Origin of the sequence: Williamsia sp. DF01-3, from assembly GCF_023051145.1 — a bacterium.
Lineage (GTDB): Bacteria > Actinomycetota > Actinomycetes > Mycobacteriales > Mycobacteriaceae > Williamsia.
The window spans coordinates 818,903-837,513 of the sequence record NZ_JALKFS010000005.1; the positions used below are offsets into that span (position 1 = coordinate 818,903).

Consider the following 18,611-nt stretch of genomic DNA (forward strand, 5'->3'; position numbering starts at 1 on the left):
CCGGTGGGGCCGATGTTGGCCAGCTCCACCACTTTCAGGCCGGCGAGCGGACCGGTACCCGCCGCGCCGGTGGCGTGGTCGACGCCCACCGAGGCCGGTGTCAATGCGAATCCTTGCTCTGTGCCGCGGTCTTGTTCTGTGCGCGACCGTGTTCGATCACCGCTCTGGTGCTCTCGGCGAGGGCAAGCGCTTGCGCTGTCCAAGCCTTGTTGACCTGCGCTTCGCGTTCGACGGCCCGCGCGATCTGGTCCGCTGACACCGCATCGTAGAGTTGCCAGATCTCGGCGAGAGTGGCCGGGTCGGTGGCGGTGAACGACTCGGCCACAACGAGTCCACGTTCGCGCAAACCGGCCGATTCCACGACCTCGTTGACCAGGCCCCAGTCGAGTGCGGTTGCGGCGTCGATGTAGCGACCGGTGCCACTCATCTGTCTGGCGCGCCGGACACCGACCGCCTCGACGAGTCGGGCGGTGAGTCCGCCCCCGGGCACGATGCCGACCCGCGCATGGGTGTCGGCGAAACGTGCGTTTTCCGAGGCGATCAGCAGATCGCAGGCCAACGCGAGTTCGAAACCGCCGGTCACCGCGGGACCGTCGACCAGCCCGATCACCGGTGTGCGGCATCGGGAGACCCCCTCGATGCAATTCTCGACTTCGTCTGGGCCGGCGAACCCGTGTTCGGCCAGCTCCTTGAGGTCCATTCCTGCGCAGAACGCCCCTCCCGCGCCCGCCAGCAGGATGACCGCCGTCGAATCATCGGAGTCAGCTGCCGCCAAGGCGTCGACCAGCTCTCGATTCAGAGCCTGGGACAACGCATTTCGGGCCACAGGGCGATTGAGCGTGATGAGGCGGCTGGTGCCGATCTGCTCGACGAGAACCAGGTTCTCGGATGTCATGACTCTCCTGTCGACGAGGTGGATGGGATCCGGTGGGACGAGACCGATTGCCGGCGGCTCATGCCACGCAGGCGTCGACGGACGCTGCGGACCGCTGCGAGGGTATCGCCGGCTTCGAGGGCCTCGACCAGTTCGACGCTGTGTTGGTGTATCCACTGAAGTTCGCCCTCTGAAGGTCGGACGCCGTGGGTACGTGCCAGGTTGGTGCCGATGTGGATGAACAGCGACAGTACGGGGTTGCCCGACAGCCGCGCGAGTTCGGTGTAGACGGTCACCGGTTCGAACCGAAGGTCTCCCACGTTGACCTCCGCGGCCAGTATCTCCCGCATTCGAGTCAACCCGTCCGCATCAATGATCGCCGAAACCTGTTCGACTGCGGAAACTTCGAGTATCTCCATCATCTGGAACAGGTCGTCTGCGGCGAACCCGTCGTATTCCAGGAACAGCGAGGCCTGGTCGAGCACGGCCGATCGTTCGGGCGCGGTGACCACCAGCCCACCGCCGGGACCGCGGCGCGGCTTGGCGACGTGGCGGCTCTCGAGGATCCGGAACGCCTCGCGCACCACCGACCGGCCGACCTCGAATCGTTCCATGAAGGCGGTCTCGGATCCGAGGGCTGCACCCACCCGCCAACCGTCGGCGATCACCTCGTCTTCGATGCGCCGGGCGATCTCGGCGGCGCGGGTGCGCGATCGCACATTCTCGACGTTCATGATGCGGCGGTAGCGGTAGCGGTACCCGGTTCGGCGAGATCTATCAGGCGGGCGAGTGTGCGCTTGTGCGTCTGGGCATCGCCGAGCAGCACGGTGTCCGCGAACGCCCGCTTGAGGTACAGGTGCAGCGGATGGTCCCAGGTGAAACCGATCCCGCCATGCATCTGCAACGCATCCTCGACCAACTGCAACGCAATACCGCTGCAATAGGATTCGGCCAGCGCCGCGGCCACCGCATGGTCCGCGGTGGAGTCGGCCGCCGTGGAAGCCGCATAGATCGCCGCCGCCCGCGCATGATTGATATTGATCCACATCTGCGCGGCGCGATGCCGCAGCGACTGATAGGAACCGATCGGACGACCGAACTGATGGCGGACCGTGAGGTACTCGGTGACCTGCGAGAGAGCCCACTCGCCGATGCCGACCTGCTCGGACGCCAGGAGCGCCGCGCCGGTCTCCAGTGCGGATGTCACCGCGTCGTCGGCCGTCTCTCCCGTGGCGACGACCGTGGCGCGAACGCCGCTGAACACCAGGTCACTGGCGGGGCGAGTGCTGTCGATGCCGGTTCGCCGGGTGGTGGCGACGCTCGAGATGTCGGAGCCGACCACGGTCAGGACTCGCGCGTCACCGAGCCAGGCCGGCACGATGAAGGCACCTGCGCCGGCAATGCCGATGACCTGGGATACGTTGCCGGACAACTCAACCGGCCCGTCGGGCGACCCGGTTGCCTGCACGGTCGGCTGGGCAATGGCGCCGAACGACCGCGTGGCGGGGACCGCGAGGGCGGCGATCGCCCCGTCGGCGAGGTGGGCGGCCTGTTCTGCCGCGGCCGATGACCCCGAGCGTGCGCACCGCACAAGTGCGGTGGTCGCGATCACCGCACTCGAGAGGTACGGCACCGGTGCCAGCGAGCGACCGAGTTCGAGTAGGACCGCCGCACTCTCGCGAACCGATGCGCCCGCGCCGCCGAGGTCCTCGGGAACGAGCAGACCCGCCAAACCGAGATCCTGCGAGATCGCCGTCCACAGCGCCTCATCGAAATCGGCACCGCGGTTGACGAATTCGAGTCGGAACGCGGGTGTGCACCGAGCGTCCAGCAGCGAGCGGAGCGTGGCCCGGACATCCTGGGCGGTCGAGTCTTCGACCATCGGGACCGGAGGGGGAGTGGTGATGGTCATTTCGGGATGTCCTGCCAAGGGAGGTCTGGATCGAGCTTGAGCTCGCGAGGGAGGTCGAGGATGCGGTCGGCTATCTGACCGAGAAGGATTTCGCTCGTGCCACCCTCGATGGTGTTGGCCCGCGCCCGCACATAGTGGAAGGTCTCCGGCCGGACGGGAGCGTCGTGGTCGATCGACCAGTCGTCGTAGTCGAGGGCGGCGGACGGATCGAGCTGTGCGAGCAACCGAGTGACGAGCTGATTGTTGGTGGCGGCGGTGACCTTGGCGCCGGACCCCTCGACGCCGGGTTCGCCGGACACCATCAACTGGCGTGTCCGTTCGTTCGACAGCCGTGCGACCTCGGCGCGGATCCAGGCGTCGACCACCGCGCCGAATCGTTCGGCGGTCCGCAATTCCGGTCGGCTGCGCCACATCTCGGTGAGTCGGCCGATGTGACCGTCCTCGCGCCTGGGCTCGTTGCCGCCGATGATCGCCCGCTCGTTCACAAGAGTGGTGCGAGCGGTGGACCATCCGGCCCCCGGTTCGCTGATGCGGTAGGCATCGCTGATGCGGACGTCGTCCAGGAAGACCTCGTTGAAGTCGGCTTGCCCGGTCGCCTGGCGAAGGGGCCGCGCGCGGACGCCCGGGGTCGACATGTCGAGCAAGAAGTAGGTGAGGCCCTTGTGCTTGGGTGCGGCTGGATCGGTGCGCGCGAGCAGCATCGCCCATGCGGAGATGTGCGCGTACGTGGTCCAGACCTTCTGTCCGTTGATGATCCATTCGTCACCGTCGCGGACGGCCCGGGTTGCCAGACCCGCGAGGTCGGATCCGGCTCCCGGTTCGGAGAAGAGCTGACACCACATGTCTTCGCCGGTCCACAGCGGGCGCAGGAGCCGCTTTTTCAGTGCAGGTGAGGCGTGTGCCAGCACCGTCGGGGCCGCCATCCCCAGTCCGATCGGGTTACGCTTGATGTCGGCCGGCTCGGCGCCCGCGTCTTCCATCGCCTGTTCGACGTCGGCCTGCAGCCCGCGGTCCCAGCCGAGCCCACCAGAACCGACAGGTGCGTGAACCCAGGCCAGCCCCGCGTCGAAGCGGCGGCCGAGGAACTCGACCGGCGACATCGTGGTCGGGTCGTTGGCCGCGATGAAATCCTGCACGGTCTGTGCCACATCGTCGCGGTGCACCCCCGAAGCCGGTTGTCTTACGGTCATCCGTCAACTCCTCGCAAAGATCGATACAGGCAGCGAATTAGACTGTATATGCTGTTACATTCTGGGGGAAGAGATGCGAACTGCCCTATTTCGCCGACGTTTTTCCATGGGGAGCGCGATGTCACACGACGACAACACACCGGCCGCACTCGATGTCGCGGTTGATCCCGGCAGGGGTGCCATCGGGGCGATGGCGGCCGAAGTGGAGAGAAGCGGCTTCGGGGGGATGTTCCTCGGCGAGACCTCACACGATCCATTGCTGATGCTGGCAGCGGCGTCGCAGACCACGTCGACGTTGCGCCTGGGAACCAGCATCTACGTCGCCTTCGCCCGGAGTCCGATGGTGGCGGCCATCGCGGCCAACGATGTGCAGACTCTGTCGGCGGGCCGATTGACACTGGGTCTGGGCAGCCAGATCAAACCGCACATCACCCGCCGGTTCTCGATGCCGTGGTCGCAGCCGGCGGCCCGGATGCGCGAGTATGTGTCTGCGCTGCGCGCCATCTGGAGCAGTTGGGAGAACTCGACCCCGCTGCGATTCGACGGGCAGTTCTACACACACACCTTGATGACCCCGATGTTCGACCCTGGACCGAACCCCTACGGGAACCCACCGGTGATCGTGGCCGGGGTCGGCGAACAGATGACCCGGGTGGCCGGGGAGGTCGCCGACGGTCTGCTCGTGCATTCGTTTGTCACCGAACGATATCTGCGAGAAGTGCTGTTACCCAACGTCCACAGCGGACTTGCCGCCTGTGGGCGAAGGCGTGACGACTTCGAGGTGATCGTGTCTCCGATGTTCGCGACGGGTTCCACCGAGGCCGAGGTCGCCGAGGCGCGTGAGTTCGTCCGCGGCCAGATCGCCTTCTACGGTTCGACTCCGGCGTATCGAGGCGTTCTCGACCTGCACGGCTGGGGAGGCCTGCACGAGGAGCTCCATCGACTCTCCAAAGACGGTGAATGGAAGCAGATGTCGCAGACCGTGCCCGATGAGGTGGTCGACGAGTTCGCGGTGTCGGCTCCGGTCGGGCGCGCCGCAGCCGAGATCGGCCGGCGATGGGGTCCGATTGCCGACCGGATCTCGGTCACCGCGGCCACCGATACCGCTCTTTCGGCGTGGCGCGATGCGCCGAAGATGTACGGTGGCGCGAGATCGGCAGTGCTTGAACAGTAATCCGGCGACAACGATATGCGGAGGACGCAATGATTCGAGTGATCGTCGGATTCACCGGGGGAGTCGGAAGCGCGCTTGCACGCATGGTGATCTCCAATCCCGGTTACGAACTCGTCGGCGCGCTGGTGCACGCGGAAGACAAGGCGGGCAAGGACATCGGCGACATCGTCGGGGTCGCGCCGATCGGGGTCACGGCAACCCGGGATATCGATGAACTGGTGGCGCTGAACGCCGATGTGCTCAGTTGGCACGGCGTGAGGTGGGAGCCGGAGGTGATCGCGACGTTCCTGCGCGCCGGCACCAACGTGTATTCGGGGATCGGCGGCTGGTATCTCCCGAGCGAGCCGGAATTCGACCTCATCGAGCAGGCCGCTGCAGAAGGAGGTTCTTCGCTCATCGCGGGCGGGAACATCCCGGGTCTGATCAGTGACACTCTTCCCCTGTTCGCCTCCGGTTTTTCCGCCAACATCACCAAGGTGACCGCCCGGCAGTCGAATCACGTCCCGAACTATCCTTCCGCAGTGCAATTCTCGGCCGGTTTGGGCTTCGGCGCGCCGATACCCTCCGAGCCCCACGATCCGGATGCCCCATTGTCGGTGGTGGACGAACTGTGGACCTGGGGCATCAGGCAATCGGCACAGATCGTCGCGCAGGGTCTGGGTCTGCCCTTCCACGAGGTCAAGATCACCCGCAAGGATTATGCTGCCGCGCCGGACGACCTCGTCCTGGCACCGAGTGGTCTCGAGGTGAAACAGGGGACGGTTGCCGGAGTCAGATGGACGTTCACCGCCTTCTCCGGTGGAACGCCCTACTACGAACTGGTGAACCAACAAACATGCGTCTTGGGACTCGGCCCGGACTGGCGTCAGTCGGAGTCCGAACCGAACTGGAGGGTGACGATCGAGGGCACACCGAACATCGAAGTGGTCCTCGGGGTCGGTGATGTGGAAGGCCCCAGCCACGTCTCGGACCTCAATGCCGCTCGCGCGCTGAGCATGTTCGCCCGGCTGGTGGCGGCCGACCCGGGATGGCGCTCAGTCCTCGATGTGCCGGCTGCAGTTGGTGCGTGGTCAGCCAACCTGTGATCGGCCATTCGGGCGCGGGCGCATCTGCCGCTGCCTGGAACGAGGGCACACCTTCGGCGCAGCGCTTGATCGACGAGGTCGACATCTGCGCGAGATTTGCCGATTCCGTCATGAGCGCGTCGCGCGACATCATCACCGATCGGCTGCCGCCGATCGAGATCCGCCGGCCAGAATCTGTTCCGGACAACAACAACGGCGACCCGCACAGTGTGCGGATCGCCGTTCTGCCCGTTGCCGATTCGGGACCGACGTCTGGTGTCAGACGCGGGGGAAGTTGAGCATCCGCCGAGCGTTTGTCTCGGTGATCATCTCGACCTCGTTGTCGGGAACGTTGGCGAGTACCTCAGCCGCGCGCTTGCGGCTGTTGGGCCAGTTCGAATCCGAGTGCGGGTAGTCGATCTCGAGCATGATCCGATCGATGCCCGCCTTGTGACGATTCTCCACGCCGAACTCGTCATCGATGAAGCAGCCCCAGAAGTGCTTGAAGTACAGATCCGAGGGACGCGCGTCGAAGTCGATCGGCTGGTAGTAACGGTGACGTTCCCAGACGAAATCGGCGCGTTCGAGGATGTAAGGAATCCAGCCGATGCCGCCCTCGGCAAGCGAGAACTGCAGTTTCGGATGTCGCTGGAGCACGCCCGAGAAGATCAGGTCCACCAGCGACCACATCAAGTTTGTCGAGAAGACGGTGATCGCGACCGCAAACGGCGCGTCGGGCAGTACCACCTGGCCCGGGATGGCTTTGGTTCCGGAGAAAGAGAAGCCCGGAACGTAGGAACCGGAACCGAAGTGCAGGGACAAGACCTGGCCGGTCTCCTCGCAGGCGTCCCACACCGGTTCCCAGTAGGTCTTGTCGTGGAAGGACGGCAGGCCCAGGGGAACGGGAGCATCGGGGAAGCTGATGGTGCGTGAGCCCATGGCGGCGGTGCGACGGATCTCGGCGGCGGACAATTCGGGGTCCCACATCGGGATGAGCGACATCGGGATGAATCGGGTGGGCGCGGTGGCACACCACTCGTCGATGTAGAAGTCGTTCCATGCCTTGACGTTCAGGAGAGCGAGGTCTTTGTCCTTGGCGCGCTGGAACACGCCGCCGCCGAAGCCCGGGAGCGACGGGAAGCACAGCGCGGCCTCGACTCCGTCGACATCCATGTCCTTCACACGTGCCTTGGGGTCGTAGCAGCCAGGGATCATGTCCTCGTAACGCACCGGGTCGATACCCCACTCCTCGGGCGGCTTGCCGGCGACGGCGTTGAGGCCGACGGTGGGGAAGATGTCGCCGTCGTAATGCCAGACGTGCTTGTTGTTCTGTTCGATGATCCGCGGGCCGCGCTCTTTGAGTTTTTCGGGAAGGCGGTCTTGCCAGACCATGGGATGCTCGATGAGGTGGTCGTCGACCGAGACGATCTGGTGGTAGTCCTGCAATGGCATGTTACGTCTCCTTTGACGAGGTTCATTTGGCTGCTCGTCGTAAACCGAAGTGTCTAACTGATTGGCCTGTTTCGACCGCAGTTCAAGTGAACCAGATCACGCCCCGGGATGCGAGCTGTTGGGGGACTTTTCTTGCCGATTTTTGCCGAGGGCGCGGATGCGTCAGCAGAAAAATACCAGTTCAGCCCTGCGACCGTGTGGTTGCCCAAGTCCTAAAAGGGCATTTATTAACCTGATTATGTGCGGCCGAGTAGAGTGCTACCAGATACCCGTTCGAGACGATGGAGGTCGCGATGGCTGAGCAGGGTGAAAACGCCCCACAGCGTGACGACAAGGATGATCACGATCTGCTCACCTACAGCGAGGCCGCGGTGCGGCTGCACGAGGAGATCGAAGCTCTCAAGCAGCGGGTGAAGGACCTCGGTGCGGCCGGCGGATCCGAGGACCTGACGAAGGCGCAGGAGCGGCTCGCCATTCTCGAGAGCGCTCGCGACCGCAACAGCCGCCAGCCCATCAACGACGACAACTTCGAGAAGTTCTTCGGATACAAGGGCACCGCGAGACGGAACGTCTGAGTGCGGCGGTCCGCGGGGCGGGTCAAGGTCTACAGCGCTCCCATCGTCCACCGCCCCGAGCGTGACGGCAGCGTCGTCGAGAGTGCGCACGTCCCTTTCTTCCTCGCCATGGAGTATTCGGCGGCCGCGTGGCGTTCGTTGCTGGACGAGGCGTGCGCAGGTGTGCTGACCGCCGCCGAACTGGGCGTCGTGGACGTCTCCGCGCAGTTCTCGCGCGAGCTGTTCGTCGGCGAGGTGTATGCCGAGGTCGCCCTGGTTCGGCTCGGCACCAGCAGTCTCGGATTCGAGGTCGTCATACACCAGGACGAGATCGCCTGTGCGGTGATCACGAACGTGCTCGTGCGGCTGGCTCCGGGGCGTACGAAGTCGTTGCCGTTGACAGCCGAACAGCGAGCGATACTGGGTGCGATTCTCGTAGAGCATTGACATGCTGCCGGGACGCCGGCCGCCGCGGCGTGATCGGCAGAACAACCGAGTGTGAATCTCCAGGAGGACCGTTGGATACCGAAACAACCGGACATGCCCGTGTCGACCTACCCGGTTCGGGACTGACGCTGGCCGCCGACCGCTGGGCCGCTGAGGCCGGCCCGTACAAGGGGGTCGTGGTTCTCCTGCACGGCGGCGGTCAGACGCGTCACTCGTGGCGGGCGACGGGGGAGAGATTGGGCCGGCTCGGCTGGATCAGCTACGCCGTGGACCTGCGTGGTCATGGGGACAGCGAATGGTCCGAGCACGGCGAGTATGGTCTGTCGGCGCATCTGGGGGATCTCCTCGGTCTCGTCGCCGAGATCCGGCGTCGTGATCCCGGGCTTCCCCTGGCATTGGTCGGGGCGTCACTGGGCGGTGCGGTCTCGCTGCTCGCCACGGGTGAGAACCCGGACTTCGCGCAGGCTCTTGTGCTCGTCGACGTGGTGGTGAAAGTCGAGGAGACCGGGAGCGCTCGGGTCCGGGATTTCATGATGAGCGCCCCGGAAGGGTTCGAGAGTCTGGAAGAGGCGTCGGCCGCCATCGCGGCCTACAACCCGCACCGGCGGCGCAGTGGCAACCTCGAAGGGCTGAAGAAGAATCTACGGCTTCGCGGGGACCGCTGGCACTGGCACTGGGACCCTCGCAGCATGCAGCTCGAATACACACCATCCAATCCCGAGCTGCCCAATGGTGTGGTGGCATACGAGCGATCCAAGAAGGCCGCGCGCGCCATCGGCTGCCCGGTGCTGCTGGTCCGCGGCAAGATGTCCGATGTCGTGTCCGACGAAGGCGTCGCCGAGATGCGCGACCTGGTTCCTCAGACCCGCGTGGTGGACGTTCGAGAAGCCGGTCACATGGTTGCCGGAGACGACAACGACGTCTTCACCGCCGGATTGGTCGACTTCCTCGACAGCTCGATCGCCGGCACATCTCGCTAGAGGTCATCGTCTCCACATCGAGCCGGCCGCCGGTCAGACGAGAAGGCGCCGCGTGAGTTCCTCGACCTCGGCCAGACGGCGACGCTGTACCTTGCCGACACCGAGATCGCGGGGCAGTGCGTCGGTCTGGATCATCCACGTGGGTCGCATGAACTTGGGTAAGCCCTCGATGAGTCCCGACACCGCCGACAGGTCGGGGTCGCCCACGACGTACACGGCCAGCTCGGCGGTGTCCTGGGTTGTCCACGTCGAAGCTTCCTGAACGCCTTCGAGTTCGGCGAACACACCGTCGAGATACGACAGTGGCACGTACTCACCGCGCATTCGTACCGATTCCCCCATCCGCTCGATGAACACGAGCTCGTCACCCTCGGCGCGGCCGCGATCACCGGTACGGATCCACCCGTTGTCGTCGGACGGGGTGGGGTCCACCACGCCCGCCCGCAGGTAGCCGCTGAGGAAGAGACCGTCACGCTGTGCGCGCAGCTCGATCTCTCCGTCGGAGCCCAGGCGCCACTCGACACCGGGCCGGGCTCTGCCGGCCAGCGCGGTCATCCCCTCCGCGATGTCCACCCGCTCACCGTGCCGCCACAATCTGGTGTGCGTCAACCCACCGAACTCGGTCGAGCCGTAGCCGGTGACCCCGACGGGGATGCGGTAGCGGCGCAGGAATTCCTCGTTGGCAAAGAATGCGGCACGTACGGCGTGCGCACCGGACGGCCTCGGGTTCTTGAGCAGGATCTGAACCGGTGGTCCGTGCAGGATCAGCACCGTCACACGGTGATCGGTCACCGTGGGCCAGAACCGGGATGCCGAGAACCTGGGTGAGGTGACGAAGTCCGACAGCCCGCACAGCGCCCCCATGAGCCCGTAACCGAGGGGGTTGATGTGGAACAGCGGCAGCGGTGCGTAGACGACGTCGGCGGGCGACAGGCAGAACGTGTCGGCCACGTACTGACCCAGTTCGAGAAGATAACGGTGCGATTGCGCGCACAGCTTCGGTCGCCCCGACGTGCCCGAGGTGTACATCAGGGTGGCGATGTCGAGCGGATCGCGATCGGTGCCTGCGGCGGACCGGAGATCACCTGCGTGTGGCACCCCGTCGACGGTCATCGCGCCGGACAGCACGTCGGCGTAGTCGATGCGGTACCCGTCGCCGGGCGTGACCCACCCCTTGTCTGACGCCACGGCCCCGGCTCGCACCTCGCCGATGAGATCGGCCATCAGATCGGCCGGGTACTCGGGATTCATCACAACGGTCTGCAGACCGGCGAGCTGGGTGGCAAACCAGAACACCGTGTACTCGAGAGAATTGGTTCCGATCAGCACAAGGGTGGAGCCCGGGCGCAGGCCGAGGTCGGTCAGGATTGCCGAAATCTGCTGTGCAGCATCGATTGCGCCTGCGAGGGTGGTGGATGACTCGCCCACCTCGATCCTGAGATCGGGGCGTTCGGCGGCGGTGCGTAGCAGGCGCTCGGCCAGGTTCGACGCACTCATCGCAAGCCTCCGAGGTCATCGGACCGCAAGATCTGTTTGGCGATGAAGTTACGAAGTACCTCCCGGGATCCGCCGGCAGTCCGGAGAACCTTGATGTCGGCGAGCGTGCGCCAGAAGGGCTGGTCGTTGTAGAGGCCGTGGCCACCGACCAGACCGAACATTACCTTGCCGGTCAGTTCCGCGGCATCGATGGCGGCGGACTTCGCGAGTGAGGTGGCGAATGAAGGGTCCTCGCCGGATGCGATCACCGCGGCCGCTTCGTCCCGGAACCGCATCGCGGCCGAAATCGCCTGGTAGCAGTCGGTCAACTCCCATTGCAGCCCTTGAAAGTCGGTGACGACGTTCGCGCCGACCTCACGGGCGCTCGCGTAGTCGACCGCCTCGATGAATCCGCGGCGCGCCAATCCGATGAGTTCGCTGGCATTTCCGAGCCGGCTGGTGTTGAAGGTGCTCAAGAACGTCTTGAGGCCTTGCCCCGGGGAGCCGAGTACCGCGGACGACGGCACTCTCACATCGTCGAAATCGACGTCGGCCGTGGGGATCAGCCGCAGACCGATCGGATCGGTGCCCCGGGTGTGGACCCCGGCTGTGTCCATCGGCACCAGGAACGCGGTGAGGCCTTCGTCGGCGACCGCGTACACCACGGTGAGGCTGCTCTCGGCGCCCAGGTTGACGTGTGTCTTGCGCCCGTTGATGATCCACGCATCACCGTCGCGGGTGGCCGTTGTGGTCACCGAGCGCAACGCCGAGCCGACACCGGGTTCGGAGATCGATTCACTGAAGACGATCTCTCCGCTGGCCAGACCCGGAAGCAGATCGGCCTTCTGTAAGTCTGTACCCCAGTCGAGGAGCCAGAGTTCGCCCTGGATGGCCGTCTGTGGCGAGACGATGCCGAGCCGGCCGACCTCTTCGGCGATGACGCAGTACTCCCACACACCGCCTCCGCTGCCCCCGAACTCCGGCGGTGTCACCGAGCCGACCCAGCCCCGGCGACCCATCTCCCGATAGAGGTCGACCGGGAACCGGCCCCGGCGTTCGGCCTCGTCGAAGGTCTGGCGGTGCTCGGCGGCAAACGCGGCCAAATCCTTACGGAGAGCCGCGGTTCCGGTCTTGTCTGCGGGGTCGATCGTGTTCTGGGTGTCGACGTTGGACAACGGTGTACCGGATGTCATCTCTGATCGTTCCTCACTCTTCGAACCAGGCGGAATTGGGGGAGTGTGACTCCGTCGAGCGTGTCGTCGAAGTGGACTTCGACGCGTGCGCCGACGGTCACGTCGGCCGGTTCGCAATCGGATACGTTCGTGATGACGAACAACCTCGGCTGCTCGGCCAGCTCGATCATCGCCACCACGTGGGGCGCTCCGTTTCGGAAGCCTGGCAGCCTATTGCCGTGCACCGTGATGCTGCTGTAGATCGTTCCCCGCCCGGACACCTCACACCATCCGAGCGCGTCACCGCGGTGGCAGCGCGGACAGCGAACCATCGGCGCGTGGATGAGAAGGTCGCAGCGGCTGCACTTCTGGATGCTCAGTACTCCACGGGCGGCCGATTCCCAGTAGGGCCGGGTGATGTCGTCGACGACCGGTGTCATCTGGCCGCTGGGGGCCTGGGCGTCGCTCGTCATGCCGCCGAGCCCAGGATGAGCGCACTGCCGCGGCTGAAGCTGTACCCCGACACGAGGGCGAGATGGGCATCGGGCACCTGACGGTCCGCGGCGGACCCACGCAACTGGGCCACGGCTTCGGCAACGTTGTTGAGCCCGTGTATGTATCCCTCTGACAGGAGGCCACCGTTCGGATTGACCGGCAGTGAGCCGCCCGTCGCGATCGCTCCGGAACCGACGAACTCGCCGGCGAGGCCCTTGTCGCAGAATCCGAAGTCCTCGATCTGGCTCAGGACCGTGTAGGTGAACGCGTCGTACAAGCACGCCACGTCGATGTCGGCAGGTCCGACGCCGGCACGTTCGAACAGCTGCTCGCGCAACCAGATCGGGAACATCGTGGTGAGGTCCGGGTACTTCTCGTACGGGACCACCGAATGGGGTCCGGCGCCGTAGGCCCAGGACCGGATCTCGACGGCCGGCCTGGCGGTGGCGTCCGTCGCCGACGTGATGACGATCGCGACCGCGCCGTCGGTCTCGAGACAGCAATCGAGCAGGTGCAGTGGCTCGGCAATCGGGCGGCACGCGAGATAGTCGTCCATGGTCATCGGTCGTCCGTTCATCACCGCCGCCGGGTTGCGCTGGGCGTTCTCACGCATCGTCACCGCGATCGCACCGAGGTGCTCCCGGGTGGTCCCGTACTGCGCCATGTGGCGGGCGGCGGCCATCGCGGCCACCTCCACCGGCGTCGCGTAACCGTACGGGGCCATGAACTGCCGGTATCCGGCGGCCGAGCCGGTGCCGTAGTCGCCCATCCGGATCCCGCTGGCGCCGTTCATGGCGCGGTAGATCAGCACGTGCGAGGCGCGTCCGTCGGCCACGACGTCCGCTGCCGTGCCGATGAGGGCACACAACTCGGAGCCTCCGCCGACCACCGACTGCGACCAGGTCAACGGCCCGGTACCGAGATCGGAGGCCACCTCGGACGGAGAGGCCGTGTCGTTGTCGTGATAGGTGGCGATGGCATCGATGTCGTCTACCGCGATGGCGGCATCGGCGATCGCGCCCAGTGCTGCCTCCGTGGCCAGTTCCAGCACCGTACGGCCGGACCGGCGTGAGAACGCGGTCCGGCCGACACCGGCGATGACCGGTGTCACGGTCACCGCGTCGCCGCCGCGGCGAAGGACGCCGCGCTGGTTTGCACTAGAGACGCTCGAAAATGGTGGCGTTGGCGGTTCCTCCGCCCTCACACATCGACTGCAGGCCGTACCGACCCCCGGTGCGCTGCAGGTACGCCAGCAATGTTGTGGCCAACCGCGTGCCCGAGGCCCCGAGGGGGTGGCCGAGCGCGATGGCACCGCCGACGGGGTTGAGTTTGGCGTCGCGCGCGCCGGTCTCGATCTGCCATGCCAGCGGAACGGGTGCAAACGCCTCGTTGATCTCGAAGGCGTCGATCTCGTCGATGGTGAGGCCGGAGCGCTTGAGTGCCAGCGCGGTCGCTGGGATCGGTCCGGTGAGCATCTTGACCGGATCATCGCCGGTCACCACAGCGGTGTGCACGCGCGCGATCGGCGTCAGACCGAGCGAGGCGGCCTTCTCCGAGGTCATCACCAACACGGCCGAGGCCCCGTCGGAGATCTGCGACGCGTTGCCCGCGCTGATCACGCCGCCCTCGAGGAACGGGGTCTTGAGCGTTCCGAGCTTGTCGACGGTGGATCCGGGCCGGATGCCCTCGTCACGGCTCACCACGTCGTCGTCCACGGTGATCGGGACGATCTCCGTGTCGAACTCGCCGTTCTTCTGCGCGGCCGCAGCCCGTTCGTGGGAGCGCACCGAGTACTCGTCGACCTGCTGGCGGGACAGGTCCCAATCGCGGGCGATCTTCTCCGCGCCTGCACCTTGGTTGAACGAGCCGAAGAACCCGGGTGCGGTGAGTTCGTCGGCGTAGCGATCCACCGCCGGACCACCGGACTTGCCGGTACCTTCCACCGCGGTGGCGCCCATCGGGATCGATGACATCATCTCCACACCACCTGCGACGATGATGTCCGCCTGACCTGAGACGATTGTGGCGGCGGCAGTCGAGATCGCCTGCTGGGACGACCCACACTGGCGATCGATCGTGAATCCGGGAACGTGTTCGGGCCAGCCGGCCGCCAGTACGGCCATCCGGCCGACGTTGCCGGACTGCTGGCCCACGCTCAGCACGTTGCCCCAATGCACATCGTCCACCAGGTCCGCCGAGATGCCGGCGCGCTCGATCAGCGCGTTGAGGATCTGTGCCGACAACTCCACGGCATGAACACTCGACAGGCCGCCATTGCGTTTGCCGATGGGGGTACGTGCGGTCTCGACGATGACGGCATCACGCATGGTGGTTCCAATCTCTTGATCAGGGGTGCTTGCATTCGAGGCTATACCGCTAACTAAATTAGCGGTATAGCTTTGGAGAAGGTTACGGGTCGACAGTTACATCGGTCACTCGGTGCACGTGGTCCGAGGACGATGTGGTCCCGAAAGTTATTGACAACGACTATTATTGGAGCCGACACATGTCAGAGCAGCACGGAGACGGCACTACCGATCCACCGGCGGCCACTACTGACGGTACAGACGAACTGTCGAGATTGATCACTCTGATCGAGCTCGAGCCTCTCGATGTCGACCGCTTTCGAGCGGTCAACGACTCCGAGCTGACCCCGGTGCGGCTGTTCGGCGGCCTGATCGCCGCACAGGCTTTGCGTGCCGCGCAACGAACCGTGTCGGCAGAATTCGGCGTGCATTCGCTGCACACCGAGTTCCTCCGGTCCGGTCCGCCCGATGTTCCACTGACGTTGGTGGTGCACCGGTCCCGCGACGGCCGGTCGTTCGCCTCGAGGACGGTGACGGTGATCCAGTCCGACCAGGTGATCTGCACGTTGACGGCCTCATTTCACGTCGAGGAACCGAGCCCGGTCCACGAGGCTTTGATGCCGATCGTGCCGGGTCCCGACGAGGGCGAGTGGTCTCCGCCGCTCGATGCGGACTGGGGTCCCCAGCTGGCCTTCGAACACCGGGGACGACTGGAGAAGGTCGACGGCGCCGTCGTCCGGCGTTACTGGACCCGCCCGGTCGGTCCGGTACCCGACGATCCGGCGTTGCGCGCGTGTCTCTTCACCGTCTTGACCGACTTCTGGGCCATGCTGCCCGCAGTCGAATCAATCGGCCTCGATCCCATGGGCCCCACCCAGCACATCTCGCTGGACCACTCGATCTGGTTTCACCGGGACATCCCTCTCGACGAGTGGATTCTGGTCGAGCAGAGATCTGTCGCGACCGTCAACTCTCGCGGTCTGGTCTTCGGCTCGGTGTTCAGCGGCGACGGAGCGACGATCGCCAGCGTGGCCCAGGAAGCGCTGATTCGCGGCCCGCGGGGCAGCTAGTCGATGTCGGAGTAGGCGGCTCGAAGCGCCTTCTTGTCGATCTTCCCGTTGCTCAAGGTGGGAAGCTCCGACACGAAGAACACCTTGCGTGGGCTCTTGTACCCGGCCAGCCGGGTCCTGACGAAGTCCCGGATCTCGTCGGCGTCGATCTGCGAATCCGGTGCCCGGACGATCACCGCGGTCACCGCTTCTCCCCAGCGCGCATCAGGCGTTCCGATCACCGCGCACCGGTCGATCTCCGGGTGCCCGGTGAGGGCGTCCTCGACCTCGAGCGAATACACGTTCTCGCCACCCGAGATCACCACGTCCTTCTTGCGGTCGACCAGAAAGAGGAGCCCCTCGTCGATCAGGCCGATGTCACCGGTGTGACACCAACCGTCCCGCAGCACCTCGGCGGTGCGGACACCGTCGTTCCAGTAGCCACGGAACATGGCCTCACAGCGCACCGCGATCTCCCCGGGCCGGCCGGGCTCGGCGTCGTCTCCGTCGTCGGTCACGATCCGGACGCGGGTGCCCGGGAACGGATATCCGACCGACCGCAGACGCCGCGCATCGGTTTCGGTACCCGCGGACCGGTGCAGCTCTGGCGGCAGACCCGAGGTGATGACCTCGGTTTGGCCGTACAAGTTCATGAAGTTGACGTTGGGCATGGTCGCGAGGGCGTCGGCCAATCCGCTACTGGTGATCGGTGCGGCCGAATAGACCACGGTACGAACAGATTTCAGTGTGGTGCCGGTGTTTCGTGCGGCGCCGACGACGTCGGCCAGCATGGTCGGTGCGAGATGTAGGACGGTGATCTGCTCGTCGGCAACCGTCGCCAGGATCCGTGCGGGATCAAACGCCTCGTGCAGAACCGCGGTGCCGCCACGAGCATGGATTCCGAGCGCCATCGCCATCGCTCCGACGTGGAACAGCGGCATGCACAAGAGGATCCTGTCCGTCGACCCCGATCGCATCTCGCCGTTCATGGTCAGTGCCAGGCCGGCCATCTCGTGCTGACCAAGGATGCAGCCCTTGGGCTTCCCGGTTGTACCGCTGGTGTAGATGAGGCACGCGATGTCGTCGCCGCGCGCCTCGAAGGGCGGTGCGTCGGTGGGCTCGGCCAGGAAGGCATCGAGGTTCTCGACGCCCGCCGACGGCGAGCGGTCCGACGAACCCATCCGGACGAACAACTCCACGCTGGTCAGTTCGTCCCGGATGGTTGCGATGAGGTCGTCGTACTCGGCGCCGAAGAACAGCACCCGGGGTGCGGCATCGCCGATGATGGTCACGATCTCCGGTGGGGCGAGACGGAAATTGACGGTGGCCACCACGATCCCGGAGAGGTTGCCCGCGGCCAGCACCCGGGTGAAGTCGAGAGTGTTGCGATCGAGGAGCGCGATCCGATCCTGACGGCGGATGCCGCGGGCGGCCAGTGCGGTGGCGATGGTGGCGGCGTCGGTGCGGAGTCCGCCATGCGTGAGTACCGCATCGCCCGCGACGTATGCAGGTTCGCCGGGAAATCGGATTGCGTTGTCGCAGATGGTTTGTGCGAGTGTCAGATCGGGTGGCATGATGCTTCCTTCGTCGTTCCGCGCCCAGGAGGTCAGATGCGGTGTCGGTGGGCGGCGTGATCGGGAGAACACCCCGGTCGACGTGATGAGAGTTCCTTGACGAAACTGTCAAAAACCCCTAGCTTAAGTTAGCGCCGGGTATTGCTTCAGTCAACGGCGTGTGCCGGGCGCACGTGATCGCGGTTCACCAGCTGGTGGAGGCGAGTGGGTCGCCGGCACCGACCGTGGAGGAACAACCATGAGTTCGCGCAACGACTGGGATCTGTCGGGAACCGCAGTGGTCGCCATCGAATGCCAGAACGGGACGCTCGGCCAGGACGTGGCCATTCCGGCCTTGCGCGACGCCGCCGGAGACCTGGTCGATCGTGTCGATGACGTGCTGCGCGCGGCCCGGTCCCATGGCGTGCGGGTCGTGCACGCCGTGTACGAAGGAGCCCTTGGCGCAGGCAATCTCGGTACCGAGCCGTTGTGGCGGTTCATCGGTCCCGCCTCGGCGCAGTGGGGGCCCGGAACCGTACCGACGCAGGTCCTGCCCCGATTGCTCGACCCCACCGACATCGTCTCGCCCCGCCACCACGGTCTGTCGCCGGTGCAGGGCACCGAATTGCTCTCGCTGCTCAGGAATTTCGGCATCCACACGGTCGTACTGGTCGGCGTATCGGTCAACGTTGCGGTCCTGGTGACCGCAGCGGCGGCCGCAGGCGAAGGCTTCCACGTCGTGGTTGTCCGCGACGCGGTCCGTGGCGTGCCACCGGAGTACGGCGAGATGGTGCTCGAGAACTCGATCAGGCAGGTCGCGCGGTTGGCCCTGTCCGCCGATCTGGCCGCGCAGTGGCAGTCCGCCGCCGGGTGAGAACTCCCGCCCGGTCCCGAACATCAACAACGTCGAACT

Annotated in this window: 19 protein-coding genes; 8 read left to right on the forward strand and 11 right to left on the reverse strand. The window is 65.6% G+C overall.

The genetic code is table 11. The features are described 5' to 3' along the window. Positions 1 to 100: 100 nt before the first annotated feature. From MVA47_RS05810 to MVA47_RS05825, 4 genes are read right to left on the reverse strand one after another with little or no spacing between them, the layout of a single operon-like run. Positions 101 to 895 (reverse strand): enoyl-CoA hydratase, encoded by a 795-nt coding sequence (locus MVA47_RS05810; protein ID WP_247207052.1) that lies wholly within the window; start codon positions 893 to 895, stop codon positions 101 to 103. Next, positions 892 to 1,608, reverse strand: a complete 717-nt coding sequence (locus MVA47_RS05815; RefSeq protein ID WP_247207053.1) for a FadR/GntR family transcriptional regulator — start codon at positions 1,606 to 1,608, stop codon at positions 892 to 894. The genes MVA47_RS05810 and MVA47_RS05815 overlap by 4 nt, the downstream gene beginning before the upstream one ends. Beyond that, complete coding sequence (locus MVA47_RS05820) at positions 1,605 to 2,786, reverse strand: acyl-CoA dehydrogenase family protein (RefSeq protein WP_247207054.1); 1,182 nt, start codon at positions 2,784 to 2,786, stop codon at positions 1,605 to 1,607. The genes MVA47_RS05815 and MVA47_RS05820 overlap by 4 nt, the downstream gene beginning before the upstream one ends. Further along, the gene (locus MVA47_RS05825) at positions 2,783 to 3,976 is read right to left on the reverse strand and encodes an acyl-CoA dehydrogenase family protein (protein WP_247207055.1); all 1,194 of its coding nucleotides are present in this window, start codon (positions 3,974 to 3,976) and stop codon (positions 2,783 to 2,785) included. The genes MVA47_RS05820 and MVA47_RS05825 overlap by 4 nt, the downstream gene beginning before the upstream one ends. A 118-nt stretch (positions 3,977 to 4,094) precedes the next feature. Here MVA47_RS05825 and MVA47_RS05830 point away from each other — a divergent pair, with 118 nt between their 5' ends. Genes MVA47_RS05830 through MVA47_RS05840 form a run of 3 tightly spaced genes read left to right on the forward strand, consistent with a single transcriptional unit; the run spans position 4,095 to position 6,513 of the window. After that, on the forward strand, positions 4,095 to 5,150 hold the full coding sequence (locus MVA47_RS05830) for a TIGR03617 family F420-dependent LLM class oxidoreductase (protein WP_247207056.1): 1,056 nt from the start codon (positions 4,095 to 4,097) through the stop codon (positions 5,148 to 5,150). A gap of 29 nt (positions 5,151 to 5,179) precedes the next feature. Then, positions 5,180 to 6,235 (forward strand): dihydrodipicolinate reductase, encoded by a 1,056-nt coding sequence (locus tag MVA47_RS05835; protein ID WP_247207057.1) that lies wholly within the window; start codon positions 5,180 to 5,182, stop codon positions 6,233 to 6,235. Then, positions 6,217 to 6,513 (forward strand): hypothetical protein, encoded by a 297-nt coding sequence (locus tag MVA47_RS05840; protein ID WP_247207058.1) that lies wholly within the window; start codon positions 6,217 to 6,219, stop codon positions 6,511 to 6,513. Before MVA47_RS05835 ends, MVA47_RS05840 begins: the two co-directional genes overlap by 19 nt. Here the strand turns inward: MVA47_RS05840 and MVA47_RS05845 are convergent. After that, positions 6,494 to 7,666 carry an amidohydrolase family protein gene (locus MVA47_RS05845; protein ID WP_247207059.1) on the reverse strand — a complete coding sequence of 391 codons (1,173 nt, stop codon included), beginning with the start codon at positions 7,664 to 7,666 and terminating at the stop codon, positions 6,494 to 6,496. The two genes, MVA47_RS05840 and MVA47_RS05845, sit on opposite strands and share 20 nt — an antisense overlap. Positions 7,667 to 7,959: 293 nt before the next feature. Here MVA47_RS05845 and MVA47_RS05850 point away from each other — a divergent pair, with 293 nt between their 5' ends. The 3 genes from MVA47_RS05850 (at position 7,960) to MVA47_RS05860 (ending at position 9,647) form a co-directional block, all read left to right on the forward strand. Beyond that, complete coding sequence (locus MVA47_RS05850; protein ID WP_247207060.1) at positions 7,960 to 8,241, forward strand: acyl-CoA synthase; 282 nt, start codon at positions 7,960 to 7,962, stop codon at positions 8,239 to 8,241. Next, entirely contained in the window at positions 8,242 to 8,667 is a 426-nt protein-coding gene (locus MVA47_RS05855; protein ID WP_247207061.1) for a hotdog domain-containing protein, read from the forward strand. Between the two features lie 71 nt (positions 8,668 to 8,738). After that, entirely contained in the window at positions 8,739 to 9,647 is a 909-nt protein-coding gene (locus MVA47_RS05860) for an alpha/beta hydrolase (RefSeq protein WP_247207062.1), read from the forward strand. Between the two features lie 33 nt (positions 9,648 to 9,680). Here MVA47_RS05860 and MVA47_RS05865 read toward each other — a convergent pair whose 3' ends face one another. From MVA47_RS05865 to MVA47_RS05885, 5 genes are read right to left on the reverse strand one after another with little or no spacing between them, the layout of a single operon-like run. Then, entirely contained in the window at positions 9,681 to 11,144 is a 1,464-nt protein-coding gene (locus MVA47_RS05865; protein WP_247207063.1) for an AMP-binding protein, read from the reverse strand. Beyond that, positions 11,141 to 12,316, reverse strand: a complete 1,176-nt coding sequence (locus tag MVA47_RS05870) for an acyl-CoA dehydrogenase family protein (protein ID WP_247207064.1) — start codon at positions 12,314 to 12,316, stop codon at positions 11,141 to 11,143. Before MVA47_RS05870 ends, MVA47_RS05865 begins: the two co-directional genes overlap by 4 nt. Next, complete coding sequence (locus MVA47_RS05875) at positions 12,313 to 12,768, reverse strand: Zn-ribbon domain-containing OB-fold protein (RefSeq protein ID WP_247207065.1); 456 nt, start codon at positions 12,766 to 12,768, stop codon at positions 12,313 to 12,315. The genes MVA47_RS05870 and MVA47_RS05875 overlap by 4 nt, the downstream gene beginning before the upstream one ends. Beyond that, complete coding sequence (locus MVA47_RS05880; protein WP_247207066.1) at positions 12,765 to 13,907, reverse strand: acetyl-CoA acetyltransferase; 1,143 nt, start codon at positions 13,905 to 13,907, stop codon at positions 12,765 to 12,767. Before MVA47_RS05880 ends, MVA47_RS05875 begins: the two co-directional genes overlap by 4 nt. Before the next feature lie 40 nt (positions 13,908 to 13,947). Continuing rightward, positions 13,948 to 15,117: a thiolase family protein gene (locus MVA47_RS05885; protein WP_247207067.1), complete on the reverse strand. Its 1,170-nt coding sequence runs from the start codon at positions 15,115 to 15,117 to the stop codon at positions 13,948 to 13,950. Positions 15,118 to 15,296: 179 nt separating this feature from the next. Here MVA47_RS05885 and MVA47_RS05890 point away from each other — a divergent pair, with 179 nt between their 5' ends. After that, positions 15,297 to 16,166, forward strand: a complete 870-nt coding sequence (locus MVA47_RS05890) for an acyl-CoA thioesterase II (RefSeq protein WP_247207068.1) — start codon at positions 15,297 to 15,299, stop codon at positions 16,164 to 16,166. Here MVA47_RS05890 and MVA47_RS05895 read toward each other — a convergent pair. Beyond that, on the reverse strand, positions 16,163 to 17,719 hold the full coding sequence (locus MVA47_RS05895) for an AMP-binding protein (protein ID WP_247207069.1): 1,557 nt from the start codon (positions 17,717 to 17,719) through the stop codon (positions 16,163 to 16,165). The two genes, MVA47_RS05890 and MVA47_RS05895, sit on opposite strands and share 4 nt — an antisense overlap. Positions 17,720 to 17,957: 238 nt before the next feature. On the opposite strand from MVA47_RS05895, the gene MVA47_RS05900 reads away from it, so the two are divergent. Next, positions 17,958 to 18,572, forward strand: a complete 615-nt coding sequence (locus MVA47_RS05900; RefSeq protein WP_247207070.1) for an isochorismatase family protein — start codon at positions 17,958 to 17,960, stop codon at positions 18,570 to 18,572. Positions 18,573 to 18,611: the final 39 nt, after the last annotated feature.